At 66.1% G+C, this 19,710-nt stretch carries 19 protein-coding genes; 12 read left to right on the top strand and 7 right to left on the bottom strand.

Going from position 1 to position 19,710, the window contains the following annotated elements; genetic code table 11:
- Positions 1 to 3: 3 nt before the first annotated feature.
- The 3 genes from H8S57_RS07050 to H8S57_RS07040 are packed head-to-tail and all read left to right on the top strand — an operon-like array spanning position 4 to position 3,622.
- Positions 4 to 1,545: an ABC transporter ATP-binding protein gene (locus tag H8S57_RS07050; RefSeq protein ID WP_369807603.1), complete on the top strand. Its 1,542-nt coding sequence runs from the start codon at positions 4 to 6 to the stop codon at positions 1,543 to 1,545.
- The gene (locus H8S57_RS07045; RefSeq protein WP_186907378.1) at positions 1,545 to 2,633 is read left to right on the top strand and encodes an ABC transporter permease; all 1,089 of its coding nucleotides are present in this window, start codon (positions 1,545 to 1,547) and stop codon (positions 2,631 to 2,633) included. Before H8S57_RS07050 ends, H8S57_RS07045 begins: the two co-directional genes overlap by 1 nt.
- Positions 2,630 to 3,622 carry an ABC transporter permease gene (locus tag H8S57_RS07040; RefSeq protein WP_186907377.1) on the top strand — a complete coding sequence of 331 codons (993 nt, stop codon included), beginning with the start codon at positions 2,630 to 2,632 and terminating at the stop codon, positions 3,620 to 3,622. Before H8S57_RS07045 ends, H8S57_RS07040 begins: the two co-directional genes overlap by 4 nt.
- 255 nt (positions 3,623 to 3,877) lie before the next feature.
- Here the strand turns inward: H8S57_RS07040 and H8S57_RS07035 are convergent, their stop codons facing one another.
- Positions 3,878 to 5,191, bottom strand: coding sequence for an MBL fold metallo-hydrolase (locus tag H8S57_RS07035; RefSeq protein ID WP_186907376.1), 1,314 nt, complete (start codon positions 5,189 to 5,191; stop codon positions 3,878 to 3,880).
- A 491-nt stretch (positions 5,192 to 5,682) separates the two neighbouring features.
- A complete protein-coding gene (locus tag H8S57_RS07030; RefSeq protein ID WP_186907375.1) occupies positions 5,683 to 6,126 on the bottom strand; it encodes a nucleoside deaminase in 444 nt (147 codons plus the stop codon).
- A gap of 257 nt (positions 6,127 to 6,383) precedes the next feature.
- Between H8S57_RS07030 and H8S57_RS07025 the strand changes: the two genes are divergently transcribed.
- Genes H8S57_RS07025 through H8S57_RS07005 form a run of 5 tightly spaced genes read left to right on the top strand, consistent with a single transcriptional unit; the run spans position 6,384 to position 9,484 of the window.
- On the top strand, positions 6,384 to 6,950 hold the full coding sequence (locus tag H8S57_RS07025) for a manganese efflux pump MntP (RefSeq protein ID WP_186907374.1): 567 nt from the start codon (positions 6,384 to 6,386) through the stop codon (positions 6,948 to 6,950).
- A gap of 5 nt (positions 6,951 to 6,955) precedes the next feature.
- Positions 6,956 to 7,678, top strand: a complete 723-nt coding sequence (yqeC, locus tag H8S57_RS07020) for a selenium cofactor biosynthesis protein YqeC (protein ID WP_186907373.1) — start codon at positions 6,956 to 6,958, stop codon at positions 7,676 to 7,678.
- Positions 7,666 to 8,469 carry a selenium-dependent molybdenum cofactor biosynthesis protein YqeB gene (yqeB, locus tag H8S57_RS07015; protein ID WP_186907372.1) on the top strand — a complete coding sequence of 268 codons (804 nt, stop codon included), beginning with the start codon at positions 7,666 to 7,668 and terminating at the stop codon, positions 8,467 to 8,469. Before yqeC ends, yqeB begins: the two co-directional genes overlap by 13 nt.
- Positions 8,457 to 9,206: an XdhC family protein gene (locus tag H8S57_RS07010; protein ID WP_186907371.1), complete on the top strand. Its 750-nt coding sequence runs from the start codon at positions 8,457 to 8,459 to the stop codon at positions 9,204 to 9,206. Before yqeB ends, H8S57_RS07010 begins: the two co-directional genes overlap by 13 nt.
- The gene (locus H8S57_RS07005) at positions 9,203 to 9,484 is read left to right on the top strand and encodes a thioredoxin (protein ID WP_186907370.1); all 282 of its coding nucleotides are present in this window, start codon (positions 9,203 to 9,205) and stop codon (positions 9,482 to 9,484) included. The genes H8S57_RS07010 and H8S57_RS07005 overlap by 4 nt, the downstream gene beginning before the upstream one ends.
- Before the next feature lie 274 nt (positions 9,485 to 9,758).
- On the opposite strand, the gene H8S57_RS07000 is transcribed toward H8S57_RS07005, so the two are convergent.
- The 5 genes from H8S57_RS07000 to H8S57_RS06980 form a co-directional block, all read right to left on the bottom strand.
- On the bottom strand, positions 9,759 to 10,325 hold the full coding sequence (locus tag H8S57_RS07000) for a nucleotidyltransferase family protein (RefSeq protein ID WP_243204736.1): 567 nt from the start codon (positions 10,323 to 10,325) through the stop codon (positions 9,759 to 9,761).
- Complete coding sequence (gene hydA / locus H8S57_RS06995; protein WP_186907369.1) at positions 10,322 to 11,704, bottom strand: dihydropyrimidinase; 1,383 nt, start codon at positions 11,702 to 11,704, stop codon at positions 10,322 to 10,324. The genes H8S57_RS07000 and hydA overlap by 4 nt, the downstream gene beginning before the upstream one ends.
- A gap of 81 nt (positions 11,705 to 11,785) precedes the next feature.
- Entirely contained in the window at positions 11,786 to 12,124 is a 339-nt protein-coding gene (locus H8S57_RS06990) for a hypothetical protein (protein ID WP_186907368.1), read from the bottom strand.
- A 21-nt stretch (positions 12,125 to 12,145) separates the two neighbouring features.
- The gene (locus tag H8S57_RS06985; protein WP_186907367.1) at positions 12,146 to 13,384 is read right to left on the bottom strand and encodes a threonine synthase; all 1,239 of its coding nucleotides are present in this window, start codon (positions 13,382 to 13,384) and stop codon (positions 12,146 to 12,148) included.
- A 44-nt stretch (positions 13,385 to 13,428) separates the two neighbouring features.
- Complete coding sequence (locus tag H8S57_RS06980) at positions 13,429 to 14,895, bottom strand: pyridoxal-phosphate dependent enzyme (RefSeq protein WP_186907366.1); 1,467 nt, start codon at positions 14,893 to 14,895, stop codon at positions 13,429 to 13,431.
- 175 nt (positions 14,896 to 15,070) lie between these two features.
- Between H8S57_RS06980 and xdhA the strand changes: the two genes are divergently transcribed.
- The 4 genes from xdhA to H8S57_RS06960 are packed head-to-tail and all read left to right on the top strand — an operon-like array spanning position 15,071 to position 19,662.
- Positions 15,071 to 17,374: a xanthine dehydrogenase subunit XdhA gene (gene xdhA, locus H8S57_RS06975; RefSeq protein WP_186907365.1), complete on the top strand. Its 2,304-nt coding sequence runs from the start codon at positions 15,071 to 15,073 to the stop codon at positions 17,372 to 17,374.
- Positions 17,374 to 18,255 carry a xanthine dehydrogenase subunit XdhB gene (xdhB, locus tag H8S57_RS06970; RefSeq protein ID WP_186907364.1) on the top strand — a complete coding sequence of 294 codons (882 nt, stop codon included), beginning with the start codon at positions 17,374 to 17,376 and terminating at the stop codon, positions 18,253 to 18,255. Before xdhA ends, xdhB begins: the two co-directional genes overlap by 1 nt.
- Positions 18,252 to 18,743, top strand: a complete 492-nt coding sequence (gene xdhC, locus H8S57_RS06965) for a xanthine dehydrogenase subunit XdhC (protein WP_186907363.1) — start codon at positions 18,252 to 18,254, stop codon at positions 18,741 to 18,743. Before xdhB ends, xdhC begins: the two co-directional genes overlap by 4 nt.
- Positions 18,744 to 18,780: 37 nt before the next feature.
- Entirely contained in the window at positions 18,781 to 19,662 is an 882-nt protein-coding gene (locus tag H8S57_RS06960) for a LysR family transcriptional regulator (RefSeq protein WP_186907362.1), read from the top strand.
- Positions 19,663 to 19,710: the final 48 nt, after the last annotated feature.

Below are 19,710 nucleotides of genomic sequence, written 5' to 3'. Positions count from 1 at the left end.
AGGATGACAGCCTTGGAAACTGTCCATGCGATTGAGTTCAGGCATATCACCAAGCGATTCGGCAAGGTAGTGGCCAACGACGGGATCGACCTGACCCTGGACCGGGGGGAGATCCTGGCCCTGCTGGGGGAAAACGGCAGCGGCAAGACCACGCTGATGAACATGCTCTCCGGCATCTATTTTCCGGACGAGGGAGAGATCCTGGTGGGCGGCAAGCCGGCGGCCATCCGCTCCCCCAAGGACGCCTATGCCAACGGCATCGGCATGATCCACCAGCACTATAAGCTGGTGGACGTGTTCACCGCGGCGGAAAATATCGCCCTGGGCCTGCACGACGGCGGCAGGCTGGACCGGCGGGAGATCGCGGCCAGGGTCCAGGCCATCAGCGATAAATACGGCTTCGGCATCGACCCCAACAAGAAGGTCTACGACATGTCGGTGTCGGAAAAGCAGACGGTGGAGATCGTGAAGGTGCTCTACCGGGGGGCCGACGTGCTCATTTTGGACGAGCCCACCGCCGTGCTCACCCCTCAGGAGACCGAGCGTCTCTTTGCCATCCTGCGTACGATGAAGGCCGACGGAAAGGCCATCGTCATCATCACGCACAAGCTCCATGAGGTCATGGCCATCTCCGACCGGGTGGCGGTGCTGCGCAAGGGGCAGTACATCGGCGCCGTGAACACGGCCGAGACCGATCCCCAGGCCCTCACCGATATGATGGTGGGCCACGCGGTCACCCTGAACATCGACCGGCCCGACCCGGTGGACCCCAAGCCCCGCCTGACGGTGGAGGGCCTGACCGTGCTGGACGCCGAGGGTGTGAAGAAGCTGGACGGCGTGGGCTTCACGGCCCTGGGCGGCGAGATTTTGGGGATCGCGGGCATCGCCGGCTCCGGCCAGCGGGAGCTGCTGGAGTCCATCGCCGGACTCTATCCCATCGCCGCGGGTTCCATCCGCTATACCCCCGACGGAGCCGGGCCCCAGGAACTGGTGGGCAAGACCCCCATGCAGATCAAGCAGGCGGGCGTGGCCATGGCCTTCGTCCCGGAGGACCGGCTGGGGATGGGCCTGGTGGGCGGCATGGGCATGACGGGGAACATGATGCTGCGCTCCTGGCGGCGCGGCAAGGGCGTATTTGTAGATCGAAAGGACCCCAACGCACTGGCGCTGAAGGTGAAGGAAAGCCTGGAGGTGGTCACCCCCAGCGTGGATTTCCCGGTGCGGCGGCTGTCCGGCGGCAACGTGCAGAAGGTCCTGGTCGGCCGGGAGATCGCCTCCTCGCCCACTGTGCTCATGAGCGCCTACGCCGTGCGCGGCCTGGATATCAACACCTCTTATACGATCTATAACCTGATGACCGAGCAGAAGAAAAAGGGCGTGGCCGTCATCTTCGTGGGGGAGGACCTGGACGTGCTGCTGGAGCTGTGCGACCGTATCCTGGTCCTCTGCGGCGGCAAGGTCTCCGGCGTGGTGGACGCCCGCACCGCCACCAAGGAGCAGGTGGGCCTGATGATGACCCGTGTGGGCGGAAAGGAGGGCGCGTGATGCACGAAGTGAAAACACCGCTGATCCGCCTGGCCAAGCGGGACGCCATGCCCGCCTGGCAGGTGTGGTGCATCCGGGGCAGTTCCTTCATCGCCGCGATCCTGCTGGGCGCGCTGATTTTCCTGGTGCTGGGCAATAACCCCATCTCCGCCTACGGGACCATCCTTTCCGGCTCGCTGGGCAAGTCCACCGCCATCCGTCAGACCGTAAAGATCGCCATCCCGCTGCTGGGTACCGCGCTGGCCATTGCGCCCTGCTTCAAGATGCGTTTTTGGAACATCGGCGCCGAGGGGCAGATCACCGCAGGCGCCGTGGCGGCCAGCTATTTTGCCCTGTTTTGGGCCGACCGCCTGCCCGGGCCCGCCCTGATCCTGGTCATGGCGGCGGCCGGGGCCGTGGCGGGGGGCATATGGGCCCTGGTGCCCGCCTTCTTCAAGGCCAAGTGGGGCACCAACGAGACCCTGTTTACCCTGATGATGAACTACATCATCATCGGCGTGGTCCGCTGGCTCCAGGGCGGTCCCTGGGAGGGACGGCCCGGTTCCCAGATCATTCCGCAGTTTGACTCCAAGGCCGTCCTGCCCAAGGTGCTGGGCGTGCACTGCGGCTGGATCATCGTGCTGGTACTGACGGTGGTCATGTTCATCTACATGAAGTACACCAAACAGGGCTATGAGATTGCCGTCATCGGGGAGAGTGAGAACACCGCCCGGTACGCGGGGATGAACGTAGGGGCCATTATCATGCGCACCATGTTCCTTTCCGGCGCCATCAGCGGCCTGGTGGGCTTCATCGTGGCCTCGGGCGCCAACAATACCCTCTATGACGGGGTGGCCGCCGGGGTGGGCTTCACCGCCATCACCGTGGCGTGGCTGGCCCAGCTCAACCCCTTCGCCATGATCGGCATTTCCGCCCTGCTGGCGGTGCTGGAGAAGGGCGCGGATACCCTTCAGACCCGTATGAACGTGCCCGCCTCCATTTCCGACATCATCACCGGCATTTTCCTGTTTTGTATGCTGGGGTGCGAATTTTTCATCAACTACCGGCTGATCCTCCGGGGCGGCCATAAGGAGGTGACCGGAGCATGATCAACCAAAGTCCGGTCCTGCTGCTCATCATGGCCGCCGTGCTCAACGGTACGCCCCTGCTCTTCGGCACCGTGGGGGAGATCCTCTCGGAAAAGTCGGGCAACCTGAACCTGGGCGTGGAGGGCATGATGTATATGGGCGGCGCCATGGGGCTGGGAGCCGCGTTCTACTATGAGCAGCTCTCCGGCGGCAGCGCCAGCGGGATCGTGGCCGTGCTGCTGGCCATCCTGTTTTCCTTCCTGGGCGGCGCGTTCGGCGCGCTGATCTACAGCTTCATCACCATCACCCTGCGGGCCAACCAGAACGTGACCGGTCTGGCGCTGGCCATCTTCGGTACCGGCGCGGGCCAGTTCATCGGCGAGTACATGCGCGTCACTTCCGGCGGCTACGTAGCCATCAGCAATGAGCTCAAGGCGGTTTTCGCCAACTCCCCCTTCCCGGCGGCGCTGCAAAAGCTGCCGGTGGTGGGCCCGCTGCTCTTCGGCCAGAACATCTTCGTCTACCTGGGCCTGGCGGTGGCCGTCGTCATGGCCGTTTTCCTGAACCGCAGCCGGGCGGGGCTCTATCTCCGCGCCGTGGGCGAGTCCCCCGCCACCGCCGACGCGGCGGGCATCAACGTCACGCGCAACAAGTACCTGGCCACCGTCATCGGCGGCGGCATTTCCGCCATCGGCGGCATGGTGTATATCACCACCATCGCCGGGTGCGTGTGGAACCACGAAGGCCTCGCCGGCGAGGGCTGGCTGGCCGTGGCGCTGGTCATCTTCTGCCTGTGGCGCCCCCTTAACGCCATCTGGGGCTCTATCCTCTTCGGCGGGCTGATGATCCTCTATCTGCGCCTGCAAGTCCCCTTTATCCCCGATCAGCTCTACAAGATCCTGCCCTATGTGGTGACGGTGATCGTGCTCATCTTCACCAGCCTGCGCAACAGCAAAGACAAGCAGCCCCCTGCAAGCCTGGGGCTGGCCTATTTCCGGGAGGAACGGTAAAAGGGCCGGCCGGCATGAGAAGGGCCCGTTCCAAGGCGCACCCCCAGGGGAGCCTCCCTTGCTCCTGCGGACGGCGGAACTCTGCGAGGCCCTTCCTCAGGAGGTTTTTTCGACAGTCAAACGCGCCCCAGGTCCAGCCATGGACCTGGGGCGCGTTTGCGGGAGAGCACGTTCCGTCCGTTTCCGCCGGTGCGCACACCGGTGGGAAAGCCGTCTGCCTCCGGCAGCGGGCGGCGGCCCCTCGGGCGCGCCCTGCTACAGGGGGAGCACCAGCTCGTCCCCTGTGACGGGGCGGCAGTTGGGGGAGCAGCCGCCGCAGTCCCGGGCGTACCGGCAGAACCGGGCGGGGTCGTCGTGGGCGTCGGTACAGTGAAGCAGGCAGGAGGGCTGACGGGTCAGGCTTTTGATCGGATTGACGCCCACCTTCCGGCGCTCATAGCCGCCGTTGGAGAGGATGTAGTGGTCGCCGGCGGGCGTTTTCGGGGTAAAGTACGCACCGGTTCCGTGATGCTGGAGCTTGACCACCTGGTAGAACCGGCGGAAGCCGGCGCCGCTGCCGTGGATGTGATCCACCACATGGGGCGGAGCGTCCCCCAGAAAGAGGACCCGGTCCTCCAGGTCGCAGACCACGCTCATGGCGTTCAGGCCGTCCACCAGCCGGTGGTACTGCGCCTTGGCAAATCCCTTCAGATCGGTGATCAGCGCCTGGGGCGCGCCGGGCCGGGCCAGATCCGCCCAAAGAGCGTCATGGAGGGCCAGAAGGGGTTCCATGGAGGCGCGCAGCGCCTGAAACCGCTCCGCCGGGGCCTCCTGGGGGGCCTGCTCCTGGTGCAGCAGTTCCAGATAGGCGTTCAGAGCGGACTGAACGCCCCGCCGGGCCTCCAGCAGAGCGCCCCGGCGGGGGCCGAGCCGTTCCAGCAGGCCGAGGAACAGCGTCTCCGCCTGGGCCTCCATCTCCTGATAAGGGTACAGGTCGTAATCAAAGCGCTCCGCGTCGGAGCCCTCATCCCAGTAATGCTGGAAGAAGGGGCCCTTGCCCGGCTTGCTGCGCACCATCAGCGGGAACTCCACCTGGGGCCAAAGCACCCGCAGGTGCGCCCCGTCCAGCGGGATGCGGGAGCCGGTGCGGACAAAGCGGATGCGCCGGGCGCATACCGTCAGATGCTGGAACAGGTCCAGGATCTGGCGGGTGAGCCGGAACCCGTAGGAGTTGGCGGGGGCCACGGCCAAAAGCCGGGCCATGGCCCCGGAAAAGGCAGGTTGTCCGCTTTTCAGCAGACTCCAGGGCAGCCAGGCGGTCTCAATGGGGGGCGCGGCGCACAGCAGCGTGCCCGGCTCGGGCAGGCGCAAAAAGCCGCAGAAGTGGTCGCTGTGGAAGTGGGAGACCAGCAGGTCGGTGGGCAGATCGTCGTCGATGGCGCTCCGGATGGCCGAGTAGGCAAAGCGCGATTTTCCCTGCGCCGGGCGGGTGCCCCGGTTGTCGCTTCCGCAGTCCACGATCAGCCGCCGTCCCTCCGTCTCCAAGAGGGCGCAATCCCCAAATTTGACCCGTTTCACCCGCAGCTGCATATGCTTCACCTTCCCTTTGCGAAAAGTATACCACAGACGCGGGAAAAAGAAAATACGACAAGGGCCGGACGCCTGCTCCTGACGTCCGGCCCTGCCGAAGGAAAGAGGATACAATGAAATGAAAAGAAACTGTCTCTTGCAAGTATTATCATAACCGGAAGATGTTAATGAATAAAACGGGATTTGTTACAAAAGCTTTAAATCTTCGCTTTTTTATGTAAAGTTCCCGTAATCTGCTCCAAAACGCTGACAAGCCCGGGTGATCGGCCTGCCGAAGGGCGCCGCCCGGGGCCGCCCCCGGCACGGCGCAGGCGAAAAGAGCCGCCTGTATCCGGAACGGGCAGCGGCGTTCGCCGCTGCCCGTTCCGGTGATTGGAGGATAGAATGAAAAGAAGTATTGCCTCTTGCGAGTGTTATCGTACCAGGGGGTTGTTAAAAAAGGTAGCCTGGTTTGTTACGAAAGTATGAAATCCATAAAAAAGCGCTGCCGCTCAGCGTAGATTTTGGAAGAATGACTGGAGCAGGGCGGAGCACTCCGCCTCCAGCACGCCGCCGTAGATGCGGGGGTGGTGGTTGAAGCGTTCCTCAAACAGGTTGAGCACCGAACCGCAGCAGCCCGCCTTCTCGTCTTTCGCGCCGTAATAGAGGGCGGGGATGCGGGCGTTGATGATGGCCCCGGCGCACATGGGGCAGGGCTCCAGCGTCACATACAGGGCGCAGCGGCTCAGCCGCCATCCCCCCAGGGCGCCGCAGGCCTGGCGGATGGCGTCCAGCTCCGCATGACCCAGGGCGGTATGTTCCGTTTCCCGCCGGTTGCGGCCCCGGCCGACCACCGCGCCGTCCCGCACGATGACGCAGCCCACCGGCACCTCGCCCTCCTCCATGGCCTGGCGGGCTAATTCCAGCGCCTGGCGCATATACTCTCTCGGTTCCATGGGGCCCTCCTTTTTTGTGGCGTTCGCCCTTTTGTTATAGCATATAAACGGGAAATGTGCTAGAATCAATTGAAAAGAACCGCCGGATTGCTCCCCACGCGCATCTGGCCGGAGGAACGCTGCCCGGGCGGCGCAAGGCGCCTTGAAGCGCGGCCGTATTCCTGCGCGTTTGCCCGGCCGGACCCAGATCCCCACCGGTGCGCACACGGCGATGGGATCGGCGGTTTCTTCTGCCAACCAAACTTTTTGTGCAGGTGATGGATTTGATCGCGATTTTTCTCATTGCCGTGAGCCTGGCGCTGGACGCCTTTGCCGTGTCGGTATCCAGCGGCATTTCCGTGCCCGGCTTCGGCTGGAGGCAGGCTGTGAAGATGGGCTGCTGGTTCGGGGTGTTTCAGTTCCTCATGCCCCTGCTGGGCTGGGCCCTGGGCAGCAGCGTCAGCCGGTACATAGAGGCGGTGGACCACTGGATCGCCTTCGCCCTGCTGGCCCTCATCGGCGGGAAGATGGTACGGGAATCCCTGCGAAAAGGCTGCGGCGGGGAAGAGGAAGCCCCGGGCGACCTGTCTGCCCGGCGCCTGTGCGTACTGGCCGTTGCCACCAGCATCGACGCGCTGGCGGTGGGCGTATCCATGGCGTTTATGCCGGTGGATATCCTCTCCTCGGCCGGGATCATCGGTATCGTGGCCTTTGTCCTCTCCGTGGTGGGCGGACTGGTCGGCCGGCGGCTGGGCTGCCTGTTCCAGCGGCGGGCCGAGCTGGTGGGCGGACTGGTGCTCATCGGTATCGGCGTCAAGATCCTGTGTGAGCATCTGATGGGGTGAGGCGTATGGACACGTGGGGCCTTTTGGGATTGGATATGGCGGAGCACCGTGCGGTCGCCCTGGTGGGGGCGGGGGGCAAATCCTCCACCATGTATGCCCTGGCCCGGCAGGCCCGGGATACGGGACGCACCGTGATCGTCACCACCACCACGCATATCATGCCCCACCCGCGCCTGCCGCTGACCGACGACCCGGACCCGGAGCGCCTGCGCGCCCTGCTGGCGCGGCACGGCGTGATCACCCTGGGCCGCTTCCTGCGCCCGGACAAGCTCTCTGAGGCGGGCAGCGTGGCGGTGTGCCGCGCGGTGGCCGGCGTGGTGATTGCGGAAGCGGACGGCGCCCGGCTGCGGCCGCTGAAGGCGCCGGCGGAGCACGAACCGGTGATCCCGCCGGCGGCCGACGCAGTGGTGGCGGTGGCGGGTCTGGACAGCGTAGGCGCCCCCATCGGGGCGGTCTGCCACCGGCCGGAGCGGGTGTGCGCCCTGCTGGGCAAGTCCATGGAAGCGCCGGTGACGGCGCAGGACGTGGCGCTGCTGCTGGCGCACCCGCTGGGGGGGCGCAAGGGCTTGGGAGAGCGAATGGCGTTTCGGTGCCTGCTGAACAAGGCGGACACGCCGCAGCGGGCGGCCTGGGGGGCGGAGATCTGCCGCCTGCTGGGGGAGCGGGGCGTGCGCGCCGCCGTGACCCACTATACGGAGAAGGAGCGTGGAGGGGCATGCTGGTTCTGATCAAAGGCGCGGGAGACCTGGCCACCGGCACGGCCCTGCGGCTGTACCGGGCGGGCTTTTCAGTGATCATGACCGATCTGGAGCAGCCTACCGCCGTGCGGAGGAGCGTGGCGTTCTGCCAGTGCATCTATGACGGGGCCTGCGCCGTGGAGGGAGTCACCGCCCGCCGTGCGGCCGGGGCGGAGGAGGCCGGACGCGTTCTGACGGCGGGGGAGATCCCGGTGCTGGCCGATCCGGCGGCGGAAATTCTGCACGCGCTGCCCTTTGACGCGCTGGTGGACGCCATCCTGGCCAAGCGCAACACCGGCACCCGCATTACCGACGCTCCCGTGGTGCTGGCCCTGGGGCCGGGTTTTGCGGCCGGGACGGACTGCCACGGCGTGGTGGAGACCATGCGGGGCCACGATCTGGGGCGGCTGCTCACCGAGGGCGGCGCCATCCCCAATACCGGCGTGCCCGGGGAGATCGGCGGCTATACGCGGGAGCGCATCATCCGCGCCCCGGCGCGGGGGATTTTCGAGCCGCTGGCCCGGATCGGCCAGCCGGTGACGAAGGGGACGCCCGTGGCCCGGGTGGGCGGCGCGGTGGCCTGCGCGGAGCTGACCGGCATCGTCCGGGGCATGCTCCCGGCGGGACTGACGGTGGAGGAGGGCATGAAGGCCGGAGACATTGATCCCCGGTGCCAGGCGCGCCACTGCTTTACCGTCTCCGACAAGGCGCGCGCCATCGGCGGCGGCGTGCTGGAGGGACTTTTGTACTTTGGAAGGAGGGGCGGAGCATGGAACGGCTGATCCTGTGCGGCGGCGGCCATGTGTCCCTGCAGGTAGCCCAGATCGCCCAGCGGCTGGACTTCGCGCTGGCGGTGATCGACGACCGCCCGGAGTTCGCCAATCCAGACCGGTTCCCCATGGCGCGGGTGCTGTGCATGCCCTTCCTGGAGGCGCTGGATCAGCTGGGCGGCGGGGCGCAGGACTATTATGTCATCCTTACCCGGGGGCATGTGTTCGACCGTACCTGCCTGGAATGGGTGCTGCGGCATGAACGGGCCTATGTGGGCATGATCGGCAGCCGGATCAAGGTGGCCGCAGTGATGACCGCGCTGGAGGAGGCGGGCTGGCCCCGCAGCGTGCTGGAGCAGGTCTATTCTCCCATCGGCCTGGAGATCGGGGCCCAGACCCCGGCGGAGATCGCCGTATCCATCGCGGCCGAGCTTATCCAGGTCCGCGCCCGGCTGGGTCCCGGCGCGGTGCGGCCGCCGGAGGGGCCGGGGGTGCTGTGCACCATCGTGAAAAAGAGCGGCTCCGCGCCCAGGGGCGTTGGGACCTGGATGCTGGTGCGGCCCGACGGGCAAAGCGTCGGCACCGTGGGCGGCGGCGCGGTGGAGCATCAGGTCACGCTGGACGCCCAGGCCCTTTGGAGGGATGGCGCAGGCCCGCTGCGGAAACACTATGATCTGTCCCACGCCGCCGCCGAGCTGGGGATGGTGTGCGGGGGCAAGATCGACGTGGAATTTGAGGTGCGAAGATGAAAGAGATCCAGCTGTTTATTCTGAAGGGCTGTCCCCACTGTAAGCTGGCGCTGGCCTATCAGCAGGAGCTTCTGGCCGAACGGCCCCAGTGGCGGGAGGTCCCCCTGCGCATCGTGGACGAGCGGGCGGAGGCGGATTATGCCGACTCCTTCGACTACTACTATGTGCCCTGCTACTACGTGGGCGGGGAAAAGGTCCATGAGGGCCATGCGGAGCGGGCCGACGTGGAGGCCGTCTTCCGGGCCGCTCTGGAAGAGAACGCACAGATCGGCGTATAAAAAGCGTGCGCGCCGGGCAAACGCCCGGCGCGCCAGACGGTGGAAGAACCTCACAGCAGGAAAGCTTCGCAGAATTCCGTCATTCGCAAAGGACGGAACAAAATCAGGACCTGTCATTTTCAAGGACATGCGCCTTGAAAATGACACTTCTCATGGCGGACGGGGCGACTTTTCTGCAGGAATCGAGCCGCGTCCGCCATGCGGCTCTTTTGTCGCAAAAGGCCCAAGGGCCTTTTGCGACAAGCAGGCGCGCCGGGCAAACGCCCGGCGCGCTTTAAATCCCGCAGAGATCCGTGGGCGTGTCCACGTCCACCAGCTCCCGGGGGGAACGGGCCTCGACCAGGCGCAGGCGGTCCGGGTGACGGCGGATGACGGCGCCGCCGCCCGTATCGCCGGAAAGGGCGAGAAGCTCCGGAAACAGACTGGAGGGAAAGACCGCGGGATTGCCCCGCCTGCCCTGCCAGGACAGGGCGCAGACGGCCTCTTTTGATTCCAGAAAGGAATCAAGAAGACGTTTGATACTTTCCGTAGTCAAATAGGGCTGATCGCACACGGCGAACAGCACCCCGTCCAGATCCGTCATGGCCCCCAGGCCCAGGCGGATCGAGGCCGAGACCCCCTCCCGGGCGTGGGCGTTGCGCAGCGGAAGAAACCCGGCCGCCTCCGCCAGCGCAAGGACCCGGGGATAGGGCGAGCAGACCGCCGCGCGGGAAAACAGGGCGGGGGGGACGGCCGAGAGGGCGCGGCATATCAGCGGCGCCCCATGCCAGTCGACCAGCAGCTTGTTGGAGCCGAAGCGCCGTCCCGCGCCGGAGGCCAGCAGCACCGCGCCCACCCTCATCGCCAGAATTGGGAAGGCCCCCGGCGGACATAGCGGCCCCGGGGCGGGGAAAGGACGTTGCCGTTCTGCACAGCCTCCACCCCCGAGAGGAACACGTGCTCCACGCGGCAGCTGGCCTGCATGCCCTCGTAGGGGGTGTAGTCCACATTCTGGTACTGGGTGCGGGCGGAAATACGCTGGGTAGCATTCGGGTCCAATATTACAAGATCGCCGTCGCTGCCCACCGCCAAAGCCCCTTTCCGCGGGTACATCCCGAAGAGCTTGGCGGGGCGCTCCGACAAAACCTGCATGAGCTGATGGGCGCTCATACGCCCCGCGGCCACGCCCGCCGTATAAAGCAGCACGGGGCGGTGCTCCACACCGGGGATGCCGTTGGGGATCTTGGCAAAATCCTCCCGTCCCAGCTGCTTGGGACCGTAGAAATCAAAGGAGCAGTGGTCGGTGCCCACGGTGTCGATCTCGCCGGCGGCCAGGGCGTCCCACAGGGCGCGCACATCCTCCGGCGCGCGCAGGGGCGGCGAGAGGACGAATTTGGCGCTTTCAAAGCCGGGCAGGGCATACCGCCCCTCGTCCAGCAGCAGATACTGCGGGCAGGTCTCCACATAGCACGCCTGGCCCCGGGCCCGGGCGGCGCGGACCAGCTCCAGAGCGCGGCGGGTGGAGAGATGCACGATATTCACCGGACAGCCCGCCATCTCCCCGATGGCCAGCCAGCGGCCCACCGCCTCCGCCTCCACCAGGGGAGGACGGGAATGGGGATGGGCCTCGGGGCCGCGGCGGCCTGCGGCGTGCATGGCGGCGACGCCCTCGGCGACCAGGTCCCCGTTCTCGCAGTGGCAGCCCACAAGGCCGCCCTCCCTGCCGACGGCGCGCACGGCCTCATAGGCCGCGCTGTCCCGCAGGCGCAGGTTGTCGTAGGCCAGATAGACCTTATAGGAGGTCACCCCGGCGGCGGTCATGGCGGAAAGCTCGGCGCGGACGGCGGGGTTCCAGTCCTTGAGGGTCATGTGGAACCCGTAGTGACACCAGGCCCGGCCGTCCGCGCGGCTATGCCAGGTCTCCAGGGCGGAGGAAAGGGCGGCCCCCCGCTTGGGCTCGGCAAAATCCAGCACGCAGGTGGTCCCCCCGGCCAGGGCGGCCCGGGTGCCGGTGGCCCAATCGTCGGCGGTCTCCCGGTCGGTGCCCTTGTTCATCTCGAAATGAGTGTGGGTGTCGATAAAGCCGGGGAAAACCAGCCGGCCGGAGGCGTCCACCACCCGGCTGTCTTCCACCGGGAGGCCGGGGCCGATCTGAGCGATCTTGTCCCCTTCCAGCCGCAGGTCGGCCCGGGCAGGCCCCTCCGGGAGCAGCAGAGTGCCGTTTTGGATCAGGATGGACATAAAAACCTCCTTATACGGGACCGGGATCAAACGCCGCGGTCAAGCGCCTGCCGGCGCGGCCGCGCTTGTCGGCGAAGGGGATCAAAGCTCCATCAGCAGCAGGGGGACGGCGATCTTTACCGCGCCGACGATCACCGTCATAAAGGTCAGCAGGGCCAAGGCCTTGCCGCGGCCCTCCAGCGTATCCTCCCAGCGGGCGATCATGTTGGAGAAATTGGTGAACCGGCGCTGGCGGCCGATGATGTCGGCCACGCTCTTGATGGTGGCGTAGACGCTGTAGCCCATCCAGATGGGCAGGCCGACCATGGGGACGATCCCCTTGCCGGGGACGAAAAGGAAGAAGTAGATGGCCAACAGCAGGCTGGCCAGCGTAAAGAGCATGTGACAGATCACGGCGATCTTGGCGGGGCGTTCATTCATTGCAGCAGCTTCCTTTCTCTCTTACGGGGCGATCCCATGGGACGCGAAGGCGTCCAGCAGCGCGTCCAGCTCCGGCCGGACCAGCATGGGCTCCCCCGCGGCGCGGATGCCGTTTTGCACGTCCTTCAGGCCGTTGCCGGTGACGATGCTCACCACGGTGGAGTCGGGGGAGATGAGGCCCAGCTCCAGGGCCTTTTTCACGCCCGCGGTACCGGTGACCCCGGCGGGTTCCCCGAACACGCCCTGGGTGCGGCCCAGCAGGCGCATGGCGGCGAGGATCTCATCGTCGGAGACGTTGACGGCGATCCCGTCCGATTCCCGGATGGCGTTCAGGGCCTTGTCCGGGTTGCGGGGCACCCCCACGGCGATGGAATCGGCCAGGGTGTTTTCCGCCATGGGGGTCCAGGGCGTCCCGGTCTGGATGGCGCGGTTCAGGGGGCAGCAGCCCTGGGCCTGGACGGAAATGAGCCGGGGCAGGCGCTCGATGAACCCGGCCGCATACAGATCCTTCAGGCCCTTCCAGGCTCCGGCGATGGTGCAGCCGTCCCCCACGGAAAGGGCGATGTAATCGGGCGTCCGCCAGCCCAGCTGCTCCAGAATCTCCAGGGTGACGGTCTTCTTGCCCTCGGACAGGTAGGGATTGACGGCCGCGTTGCGGTTGTACCAGCCCCAGCGGTCGATGGCGGCCTTGGACAGCGCGAAGGTGTCCTCATAGGAGCCGTCCACGCTGATGACGGTGGAGCCGAAAATGCGCAGCTGCGCCACCTTTCCCTTGGGCGCCCGGCTGGGGACAAAGATATAGGTGGACAGCCCCGCCGCCGCCGCGTTGCCTGCCAGGGAGGAGGCGGCGTTGCCCGTGGAGGAGCAGGCGATGGTGTCCGCCCCGGCCTCACGGGCCTTGACCACCGCCAGGGCGGAGGCCCGGTCCTTCAGACTGGCGGTGGGATTCTGCCCGTCGTCCTTGAGGTAGAGGGCCTTGAGCCCCAGCGCCCGGGCCAGGCGGGGGGCCGGGTAGAGCGGGGACCAGCCCACCCGCAGGGGCGTGGGGGCGGAGTCGGCCTCCACCGGCAGGAAGGGCCGGTAGCGCCACATGCTGTAGTCCCGGCAGTCCTCCAGGTCCCTGGGGGAAACGTCCCGCCGGATGGCGGCGTAGTCGTATACGATATCCAGGATGCCGCCGCAGGAGCAGGTGGTGAGGTCCGGCACGGCGTCGTATTCCCGGCCGCATTTGACGCATTGGGCGCCCAGCACGTATTTCATGGGGAAACCTCCTTTTGGGAATGGAGAATGGGGGGTGCAGGCCCCTACAGCCGCCCCAGAACGCCGGTGGCCTCATTGAAGGAATGGATCAGCTCGTCCAGGGCGGCGGCCTGCTGGTGGACGTCGTCCCATACCGTGCCGTACCACAGGTCGTTGAGCTCCTCCATGGTGCGGCCCTGCTGCTCCACCCAGGTGTAATACTTCAGGTTATGGACCCGTTTGCGCTGGTAGTAGGTCAGCTCCGCCATGGCGTCGGTGCGCAGGCCCAGCAGGTGCAGGCTGTGATCCACCGCGGCGGCCTTTGCGTCGTAAGGACCGTACTGCTCCGCCAGCTCCTGGATGCGGGAGCCGTACATGGCGGCGGAGTCGGTGAGCACGGTGGCCACCACGTCGTGCTCGGTCAGCTCGTAATATTTGGCCAGCTTGACGCAGCAAAGTACGTTGGCGATGCCGGAGATGCCCAGCAGGGACAGCTGGGCCAGGGTGGCCTCATCCACGCCGCAGGTGCGCAGGTAATCCAGGCCCGCCGGGTCGTTGAACAGCCGCAGCAGGCGCTGGGAGTCCTCATCGTCGATGTCGATGACCAGATCGGTGTTCTTCACATTGTGGATCCAGGGGATGTGCTTGTCGCCGATGCCCTCGATCCGGTGGTCGCCGAAGCCGTTTTCCAGGATGGTGGGACACTGCAGCGCCTCGCCCACCGCCAGCTTCAGGGTGGGGTAGACCTCCTTGAGGTAATCCCCGCAGCCGATGGTGCCCGCGCTGCCGCTGGTGAAGCAGGCCCCCGCGAAGCGGTCGCCGGGGCGCTTGACGGCCTCGAACACCTCCGCCACGGCGCTGCCCGTGACCTGATAATGCCACAGGTGGTTGCCCATCTCCTCAAACTGGTTGAAGATCATGCAGTCGGGCAGCTGGGAGAGCTCGTGGGTCTTGTCGAAGATCTCCTTCACGTTGCTCTCGCAGCCGGGGGTGGCGATGACCTCGCCGGCGATCTGCTCCAGCCACTGGAAGCGCTCCCGGCTCATGCCCGCGGGCAGGATGGCCACGGACTTGACCCCCAGCAGCTTGGAGTTGAAGGCGCCGCCCCGGCAGTAGTTGCCCGTGGAGGGCCACACGGCCCGGTGGTAGGCGGCGTCAAACTGTCCGGTGACCAGCCGGGGGGCCAGACAGCCGAAGGAGGCGCCCACCTTATGGCAGCCGGTTGGGAACCACTTGCCCACCAGGCAGAGGATGCGGGCGCTCACGCCGGTGAGGGCGGAGGGCAGCTCGATGTAATTGGGGACGGGGCGGTACAGCCCGCCGGTCTCCAGGGGCTCGTTTTTCCACGTGATGCGGAACAGGTTCAGCGGGTCCACGTCCCACAGACCCACGTGCTTCAGCCGGTCCTTCACTTTGCCGGGCACGGTCTCGGGATGCTTCATGTTTTCAAAGGTGGGGATGATCACCCCGTTCTCCCGGGCCTTTTGGATGTTGCGGTCCAGGCACGCTTGGTGGATGGTCAAGTCGATCATGCTGGCGCCTCCTTCAATTGGGACTTCTCCGTTTATGATAGCACATGGCGGGAATAAATCAAGGGAAAACAAAAAGCTTTTTGGTGCCTCTGACAAATTTTTAGCTTTTTGCGTCTTTCCCTTCCTTTTTTGGTCATCCTGCGGTATACTTAGGGCAAATAAGGAGGTGCGTTTTATGGAAGTCGGCAGAAGTATCCAGCGGGTGGACGCCGTGGACAAGGTGACCGGCCGCGCCCAATATACCGACGACCTCTGCCCCCGCAATGCGCTGGTGGCCAAGGTCCTCCACAGCACCATCGCCAACGGATGGGTCAAAAGCATGGACACCGCGGCGGCCGAAGCGCTGCCCGGGGTGGTGAAGGTGCTCACCTGCTTCGACGTGCCGGAGATCCAGTATCCCACCCCCGGCCACCCCTGGAGCGTGGAGCCGGCCCACCAGGACGTGGCCGACCGGAAACTGCTCAACCGGCGGGTGCGCATCTATGGAGACGATATCGCCGCCGTGGTGGCGGTGGATGAGATCACCGCCCGGCGGGCGCTGGAACGGATCCGGGTAGAGTATGAGGAATATCCCCCCGTCCTCACGCCCCAGGCCGCCATGGCGCCCGGCGTACCGCCCATCCACGAAGAGCATCCGGACAATATCCTGAAGCACACCGTGTCCGAGATCCCCCTGCCGCCCTCGGACTTCCGCTGCGCCGGGGACGTGCTGGACTGCCCCGCCTACCACCGGTTTTCCGGGCACTACGAGACCCAGCAGGTCCAGCACTGCCACATTGAGAATCCCACCTCCTACGCCTATCGGGAGGGCGGGCGCATCGTGGTGGTCACCTCCACTCAGATCCCCCACATCGTGCGCCGGGTGGTGGGGCAGGCGCTGGGGATCCCCTGGGGCCGGGTGCGGGTCGTCAAGCCTTACATCGGCGGCGGCTTCGGCAACAAACAGGAAGTGCTCTACGAGCCCCTGAACGCCTGGCTGTGTGTGGAAGCGGGCGGCCGCTGCGTCAAGCTGGAGGCCAGCCGGGAGGAGACCTTCCGGAACACCCGCTCCCGCCATCCCATTTCCTTTGACGTGCGCGCCGCGGTGGACGGGGACGGCTATCTCATGGCCCGCTCGTGCGTGGCCGTATCCGACCAGGGGGGCTACGCCTCCCACGGGCACGCCATCGCGGCCAACGCCGTCACCGGCTTCCGCCAGACCTACCTGGACCAGCTGGCCCACCGCAGCGAGGCGTACACCGTCTACACCAACCGCCCCGCCCCCGGCGCCATGCGGGGCTACGGCATCCCTCAGTGCAATTTTGCCCTGGAGTGCATGATGGAGGACATTGCCCGGGAAATGGGGCTGGACCCCTATGAATTCCGCTATCAAAACCTGATGCCCCCCGGCTATGTGGACCCCCTCAACGGCATTACCTGTCACTCCACCGGAGCGCGGGAATGCATGGAAAAAGGGCGCAGGTTCTTGGATTGGGACGGGCTGCGGGCCAGGTATCAAAACCAGACCGGGCCGGTGCGCCGGGGGGTGGGGATGGCCGTCTTCTCCTACAAGACCGGCGTGCACCCCATTTCGCTGGAGACCTCCTCCGCCCGGATCGTTCTCAACCAGGACGGCACGGTCCAGCTTCAGCTGGGGGCCACCGAGATCGGCCAGGGGGGCGACACCGTCTTTTCCCAGATGTGCGCCCAGGCCATCGGGATCCCCACCGAGGACGTACACATCGTCTCCACCCAGGATACCGACATCGCCCCCTTCGACACGGGGGCCTACGCCTCCCGGCAGACCTACGTGACCGGCCACGCCATCCGCCGGACGGGGGAGCGCTTCCGGGAAAAGCTGCTGCGCTATGCCCGGGAGCTTTTGCCCGAGGCGGGGGAGCTGGACGTCCGCGGCCGGGACATCGTGGACGCCCGGAGCGGGGAGAGCCTGCTCTCACTGGCCGATCTGGCGCTGGAGGCCTTTTATTCGCTGGAGCACTCCGTGCACATCACCGCCGAGTGCACCAGCCACGTCAAGGACAACACCTTTTCCTTCGGCTGCTGCTTCGCGGAGATCGAGGTGGATATCCCCGTGGGGAAGATCCGGGTGCTGCGCATCGTCAACGTCCACGATTCCGGAACGCTCATCAACCCCAAGCTGGCCGAGGCCCAGGTCCACGGCGGCATGAGCATGGGGCTGGGGTACGCCCTGAGCGAGGAGATGAAGCTGGACGAGAAGACCGGGCGGCTGCTCAACGGCAACCTGTTGGACTATAAACTGCCCACCGCGCTGGACCACCCGGAGCTGCACGCCCTGTTTGTCGAGACGGAGGACCCCTCCGGGCCCTTCGGCAACAAATCCCTGGGCGAGCCGCCGGCCATCCCCGTGGCTCCCGCCATCCGCAACGCCCTGCTCCACGCCACCGGGGTGGCGGTGAACACCCTGCCGCTCACGCCCCAGCGGCTGGTGGACGCATTCCGAAAGGAGGGACTGCTCTGATGTATGATATCGCATCCATCTATCAGGCCCGGTCGGTGGCCGACGCCATCCGTGCCCTTCAGGCCGACCCGTCCGCCCTGGTCATCGCCGGCGGCACCGATGTGCTCATCAAGGTACGGGAGGGGAAGCTGGCGGGCTGCTCCCTGGTGTCCATCCACGGGCTGGGGGAGGAGCTCTCCGGCGTGACGCAGGCGAGCGGCGGGGACATTGAGATCGGGCCTCTGACCACGTTCCGGGGCGTGGCCTTTGACCCCGTCATCCGCCGCTGCATCCCCGTGCTGGGGGAGGCGGTGGACCAGGCGGGCGGGCCCCAGCTCCGGGCGGCGGGCACCATCGGCGGCAACGTCTGCAACGGCATTACCTCGGCGGACTCCGCCTCCACCCTCATGGCGCTGGGCGCGGTGCTGCGGGTACGCTCCCCCCGGGGCGAGCGGGAAGTGCCCATCGCCCAGTGGTATAAGGGGGTGGGCAAGGTGGACCTTGCCCACGAGGAGCTGCTGGTGAAGATCGTCATCCCACGCGCCAACTGCGAGGGCTATACCGGACACTACATCAAATACGCCATGCGCAGCGCCATGGACATCGCCACACTGGGGGTCAGCTGCCTGGTGAAGCTCAGCGCGGACAAAAGGACCGTTGAGGAGGCCCGCCTGGCCTTCGGCGTGGCGGGCCCGGTGCCCATGCGCGCCTGCGGCGCGGAGGCGGCCGTGCGGGGCCTGCCCATCGGGGAGGCCGTCGGCCGGATCGGCCGGGCGGCGCTGGAGGATGTGCATCCGCGCTCCAGCTGGCGGGCGTCCAAAGAGTTCCGCCTGCAGCTGGTGGAGGAGCTGTCGGGCCGCGCCCTGCGGGAGGCGGCCCGGAAGGGAGGGGCACAGATATGATCGAAGCGCTCCAATGTACCGTCAACGGAAGGGCGGTGGAGGTGGGGATCGATCCCCGGGAATCCCTGGCCGACGTGCTGCGGGAGCGGTTGGGCCTGACCAGCGTGAAAAAAGGCTGCGAAGTGGGGGAGTGCGGAGCCTGCACCGTCCTGGTGGACGGAGTGGCCATCGACTCCTGCATCTATTTGGGCGTCTGGGCCCAGGGGAAGCGCATCCTCACCGTGGAGGGCCTGCAGACGGAAAGCGGGGAGCTCTCCCCCATCCAGAGGGCGTTTGTGGAGGAAGCCGCCGTCCAGTGCGGCTTCTGCACCCCCGGCATCATCATGAGCGCGGTGGAGATCGTGGGCAGCGGCCGGCAGTACACCCGGGACGAGCTGCGCAGGCTCATCTCCGGCCACCTGTGCCGCTGCACCGGCTATCAGAACATCCTCAACGCCGTAGAGCGGGCGGTCAACGAGGCCCACAAGTTCGTGGGCGGGGCGGAATGAGAACGCGGGCCGGCCGGGCAAAGGGGCGGGTGCGGATATGACGCTGAAGCAGATCGAGTATTTCCAGACGGTCTGTGCCAAGGGGAATATCTCCGCTGCGGCGGAGGCGCTGTTTATTTCCCGCTCCGTGGTCTCCCGCGCCATTGCCGAGCTGGAAGAGGAGTTCGGGACCCAGATCTTTACACGCTCCAAAAACGGCGTTGCCCTGACGGAGAGCGGAACCATCCTGGCCCAGCTGTTCGAGACGTTTACGGCCAGCTACGCCACCGCCAAGGGGCGGATCGGCCGGCTGCGCACTCAGGAGCAGACACGGCTGCTGCGGCTGGGCGTTACGCCCACCAATGCCTACTGCATCTACCATACCTACCTGGAGGAATTCCAGTGCCGCTATCCTCAGATCCGCCTGTATATTGAGGAATACAGCGCCTATGACGCCTGGCGCATGCTGCTGAATGGGCGCCTGGACGCCTTTTTTACACCGGTGCGGCCGGACCCGGTGGAGTTTGACGCGCTGGAGCTCTATCCGAATCCCATCATGCTGGGGGTGGCGGCGGCGGACCCCCTGGCCCAAAAGACGAGCGTCAGCATCGCGGATATTCTGGATCTGCCGCTGGGCTTTTTCAACGCTCCCATGCCCATCGAGGCCACGCTGAAGACCTGCTTTCAGGCGCTGGGCAGGGAATTGAGCGTGGTGATCCGGACGTCGGACCAGATGCTGCTGAAGGAACTGACCCGGCAGGGGAAGCTCTATCCGATCCTGCCGCTGGATATGATGGCGACGTGGGAGGAGGTAAGGCAGGTGCCTCTGGACTTTTTCCACCCCAGCACGAACCGGCTGGTATGGAGCCGCGGACTTTATCAGCAGAGCGCGATGGAGCCCTTTCTTACCTTTATGCGGCAGCAGACCCGGCAATCCTAGCGTCTGCGGCACGAGCGGCGCGGGCGAACGCCGCGGGACAGGAGCTGG

Origin of the sequence: Lawsonibacter hominis (assembly GCF_014287895.1) — a bacterium.
GTDB lineage: Bacteria > Bacillota > Clostridia > Oscillospirales > Oscillospiraceae > Lawsonibacter_A > Lawsonibacter_A hominis.
This window is presented reverse-complemented; position numbering and strand designations above follow the sequence as displayed.

What these genes read in the sequence shown, in the direction of transcription:
- H8S57_RS06960 (WP_186907362.1), top strand. Translation starts at nt 18,781, where the DNA reads ATGACGCTGAAGCAGATCGAGTATTTCCAGACGGTCTGTGCCAAGGGG.
- yqeB (WP_186907372.1), top strand. Translation starts at nt 7,666, where the DNA reads ATGCTGGTTCTGATCAAAGGCGCGGGAGACCTGGCCACCGGCACGGCC.
- xdhB (WP_186907364.1), top strand. Translation starts at nt 17,374, where the DNA reads ATGTATGATATCGCATCCATCTATCAGGCCCGGTCGGTGGCCGACGCC.
- H8S57_RS07025 (WP_186907374.1), top strand. Translation starts at nt 6,384, where the DNA reads ATGGATTTGATCGCGATTTTTCTCATTGCCGTGAGCCTGGCGCTGGAC.
- H8S57_RS06985 (WP_186907367.1), bottom strand. Translation starts at nt 13,384, where the DNA reads ATGAAATACGTGCTGGGCGCCCAATGCGTCAAATGCGGCCGGGAATAC.
- H8S57_RS07040 (WP_186907377.1), top strand. Translation starts at nt 2,630, where the DNA reads ATGATCAACCAAAGTCCGGTCCTGCTGCTCATCATGGCCGCCGTGCTC.
- H8S57_RS07010 (WP_186907371.1), top strand. Translation starts at nt 8,457, where the DNA reads ATGGAACGGCTGATCCTGTGCGGCGGCGGCCATGTGTCCCTGCAGGTA.
- H8S57_RS07035 (WP_186907376.1), bottom strand. Translation starts at nt 5,191, where the DNA reads ATGCAGCTGCGGGTGAAACGGGTCAAATTTGGGGATTGCGCCCTCTTG.
- H8S57_RS06980 (WP_186907366.1), bottom strand. Translation starts at nt 14,895, where the DNA reads ATGATCGACTTGACCATCCACCAAGCGTGCCTGGACCGCAACATCCAA.
- H8S57_RS07005 (WP_186907370.1), top strand. Translation starts at nt 9,203, where the DNA reads ATGAAAGAGATCCAGCTGTTTATTCTGAAGGGCTGTCCCCACTGTAAG.
- H8S57_RS07030 (WP_186907375.1), bottom strand. Translation starts at nt 6,126, where the DNA reads ATGGAACCGAGAGAGTATATGCGCCAGGCGCTGGAATTAGCCCGCCAG.
- H8S57_RS07045 (WP_186907378.1), top strand. Translation starts at nt 1,545, where the DNA reads ATGCACGAAGTGAAAACACCGCTGATCCGCCTGGCCAAGCGGGACGCC.
- H8S57_RS07050 (WP_369807603.1), top strand. Translation starts at nt 4, where the DNA reads ATGACAGCCTTGGAAACTGTCCATGCGATTGAGTTCAGGCATATCACC.
- H8S57_RS07000 (WP_243204736.1), bottom strand. Translation starts at nt 10,325, where the DNA reads ATGAGGGTGGGCGCGGTGCTGCTGGCCTCCGGCGCGGGACGGCGCTTC.
- hydA (WP_186907369.1), bottom strand. Translation starts at nt 11,704, where the DNA reads ATGTCCATCCTGATCCAAAACGGCACTCTGCTGCTCCCGGAGGGGCCT.
- yqeC (WP_186907373.1), top strand. Translation starts at nt 6,956, where the DNA reads ATGGACACGTGGGGCCTTTTGGGATTGGATATGGCGGAGCACCGTGCG.
- xdhA (WP_186907365.1), top strand. Translation starts at nt 15,071, where the DNA reads ATGGAAGTCGGCAGAAGTATCCAGCGGGTGGACGCCGTGGACAAGGTG.
- xdhC (WP_186907363.1), top strand. Translation starts at nt 18,252, where the DNA reads ATGATCGAAGCGCTCCAATGTACCGTCAACGGAAGGGCGGTGGAGGTG.
- H8S57_RS06990 (WP_186907368.1), bottom strand. Translation starts at nt 12,124, where the DNA reads ATGAATGAACGCCCCGCCAAGATCGCCGTGATCTGTCACATGCTCTTT.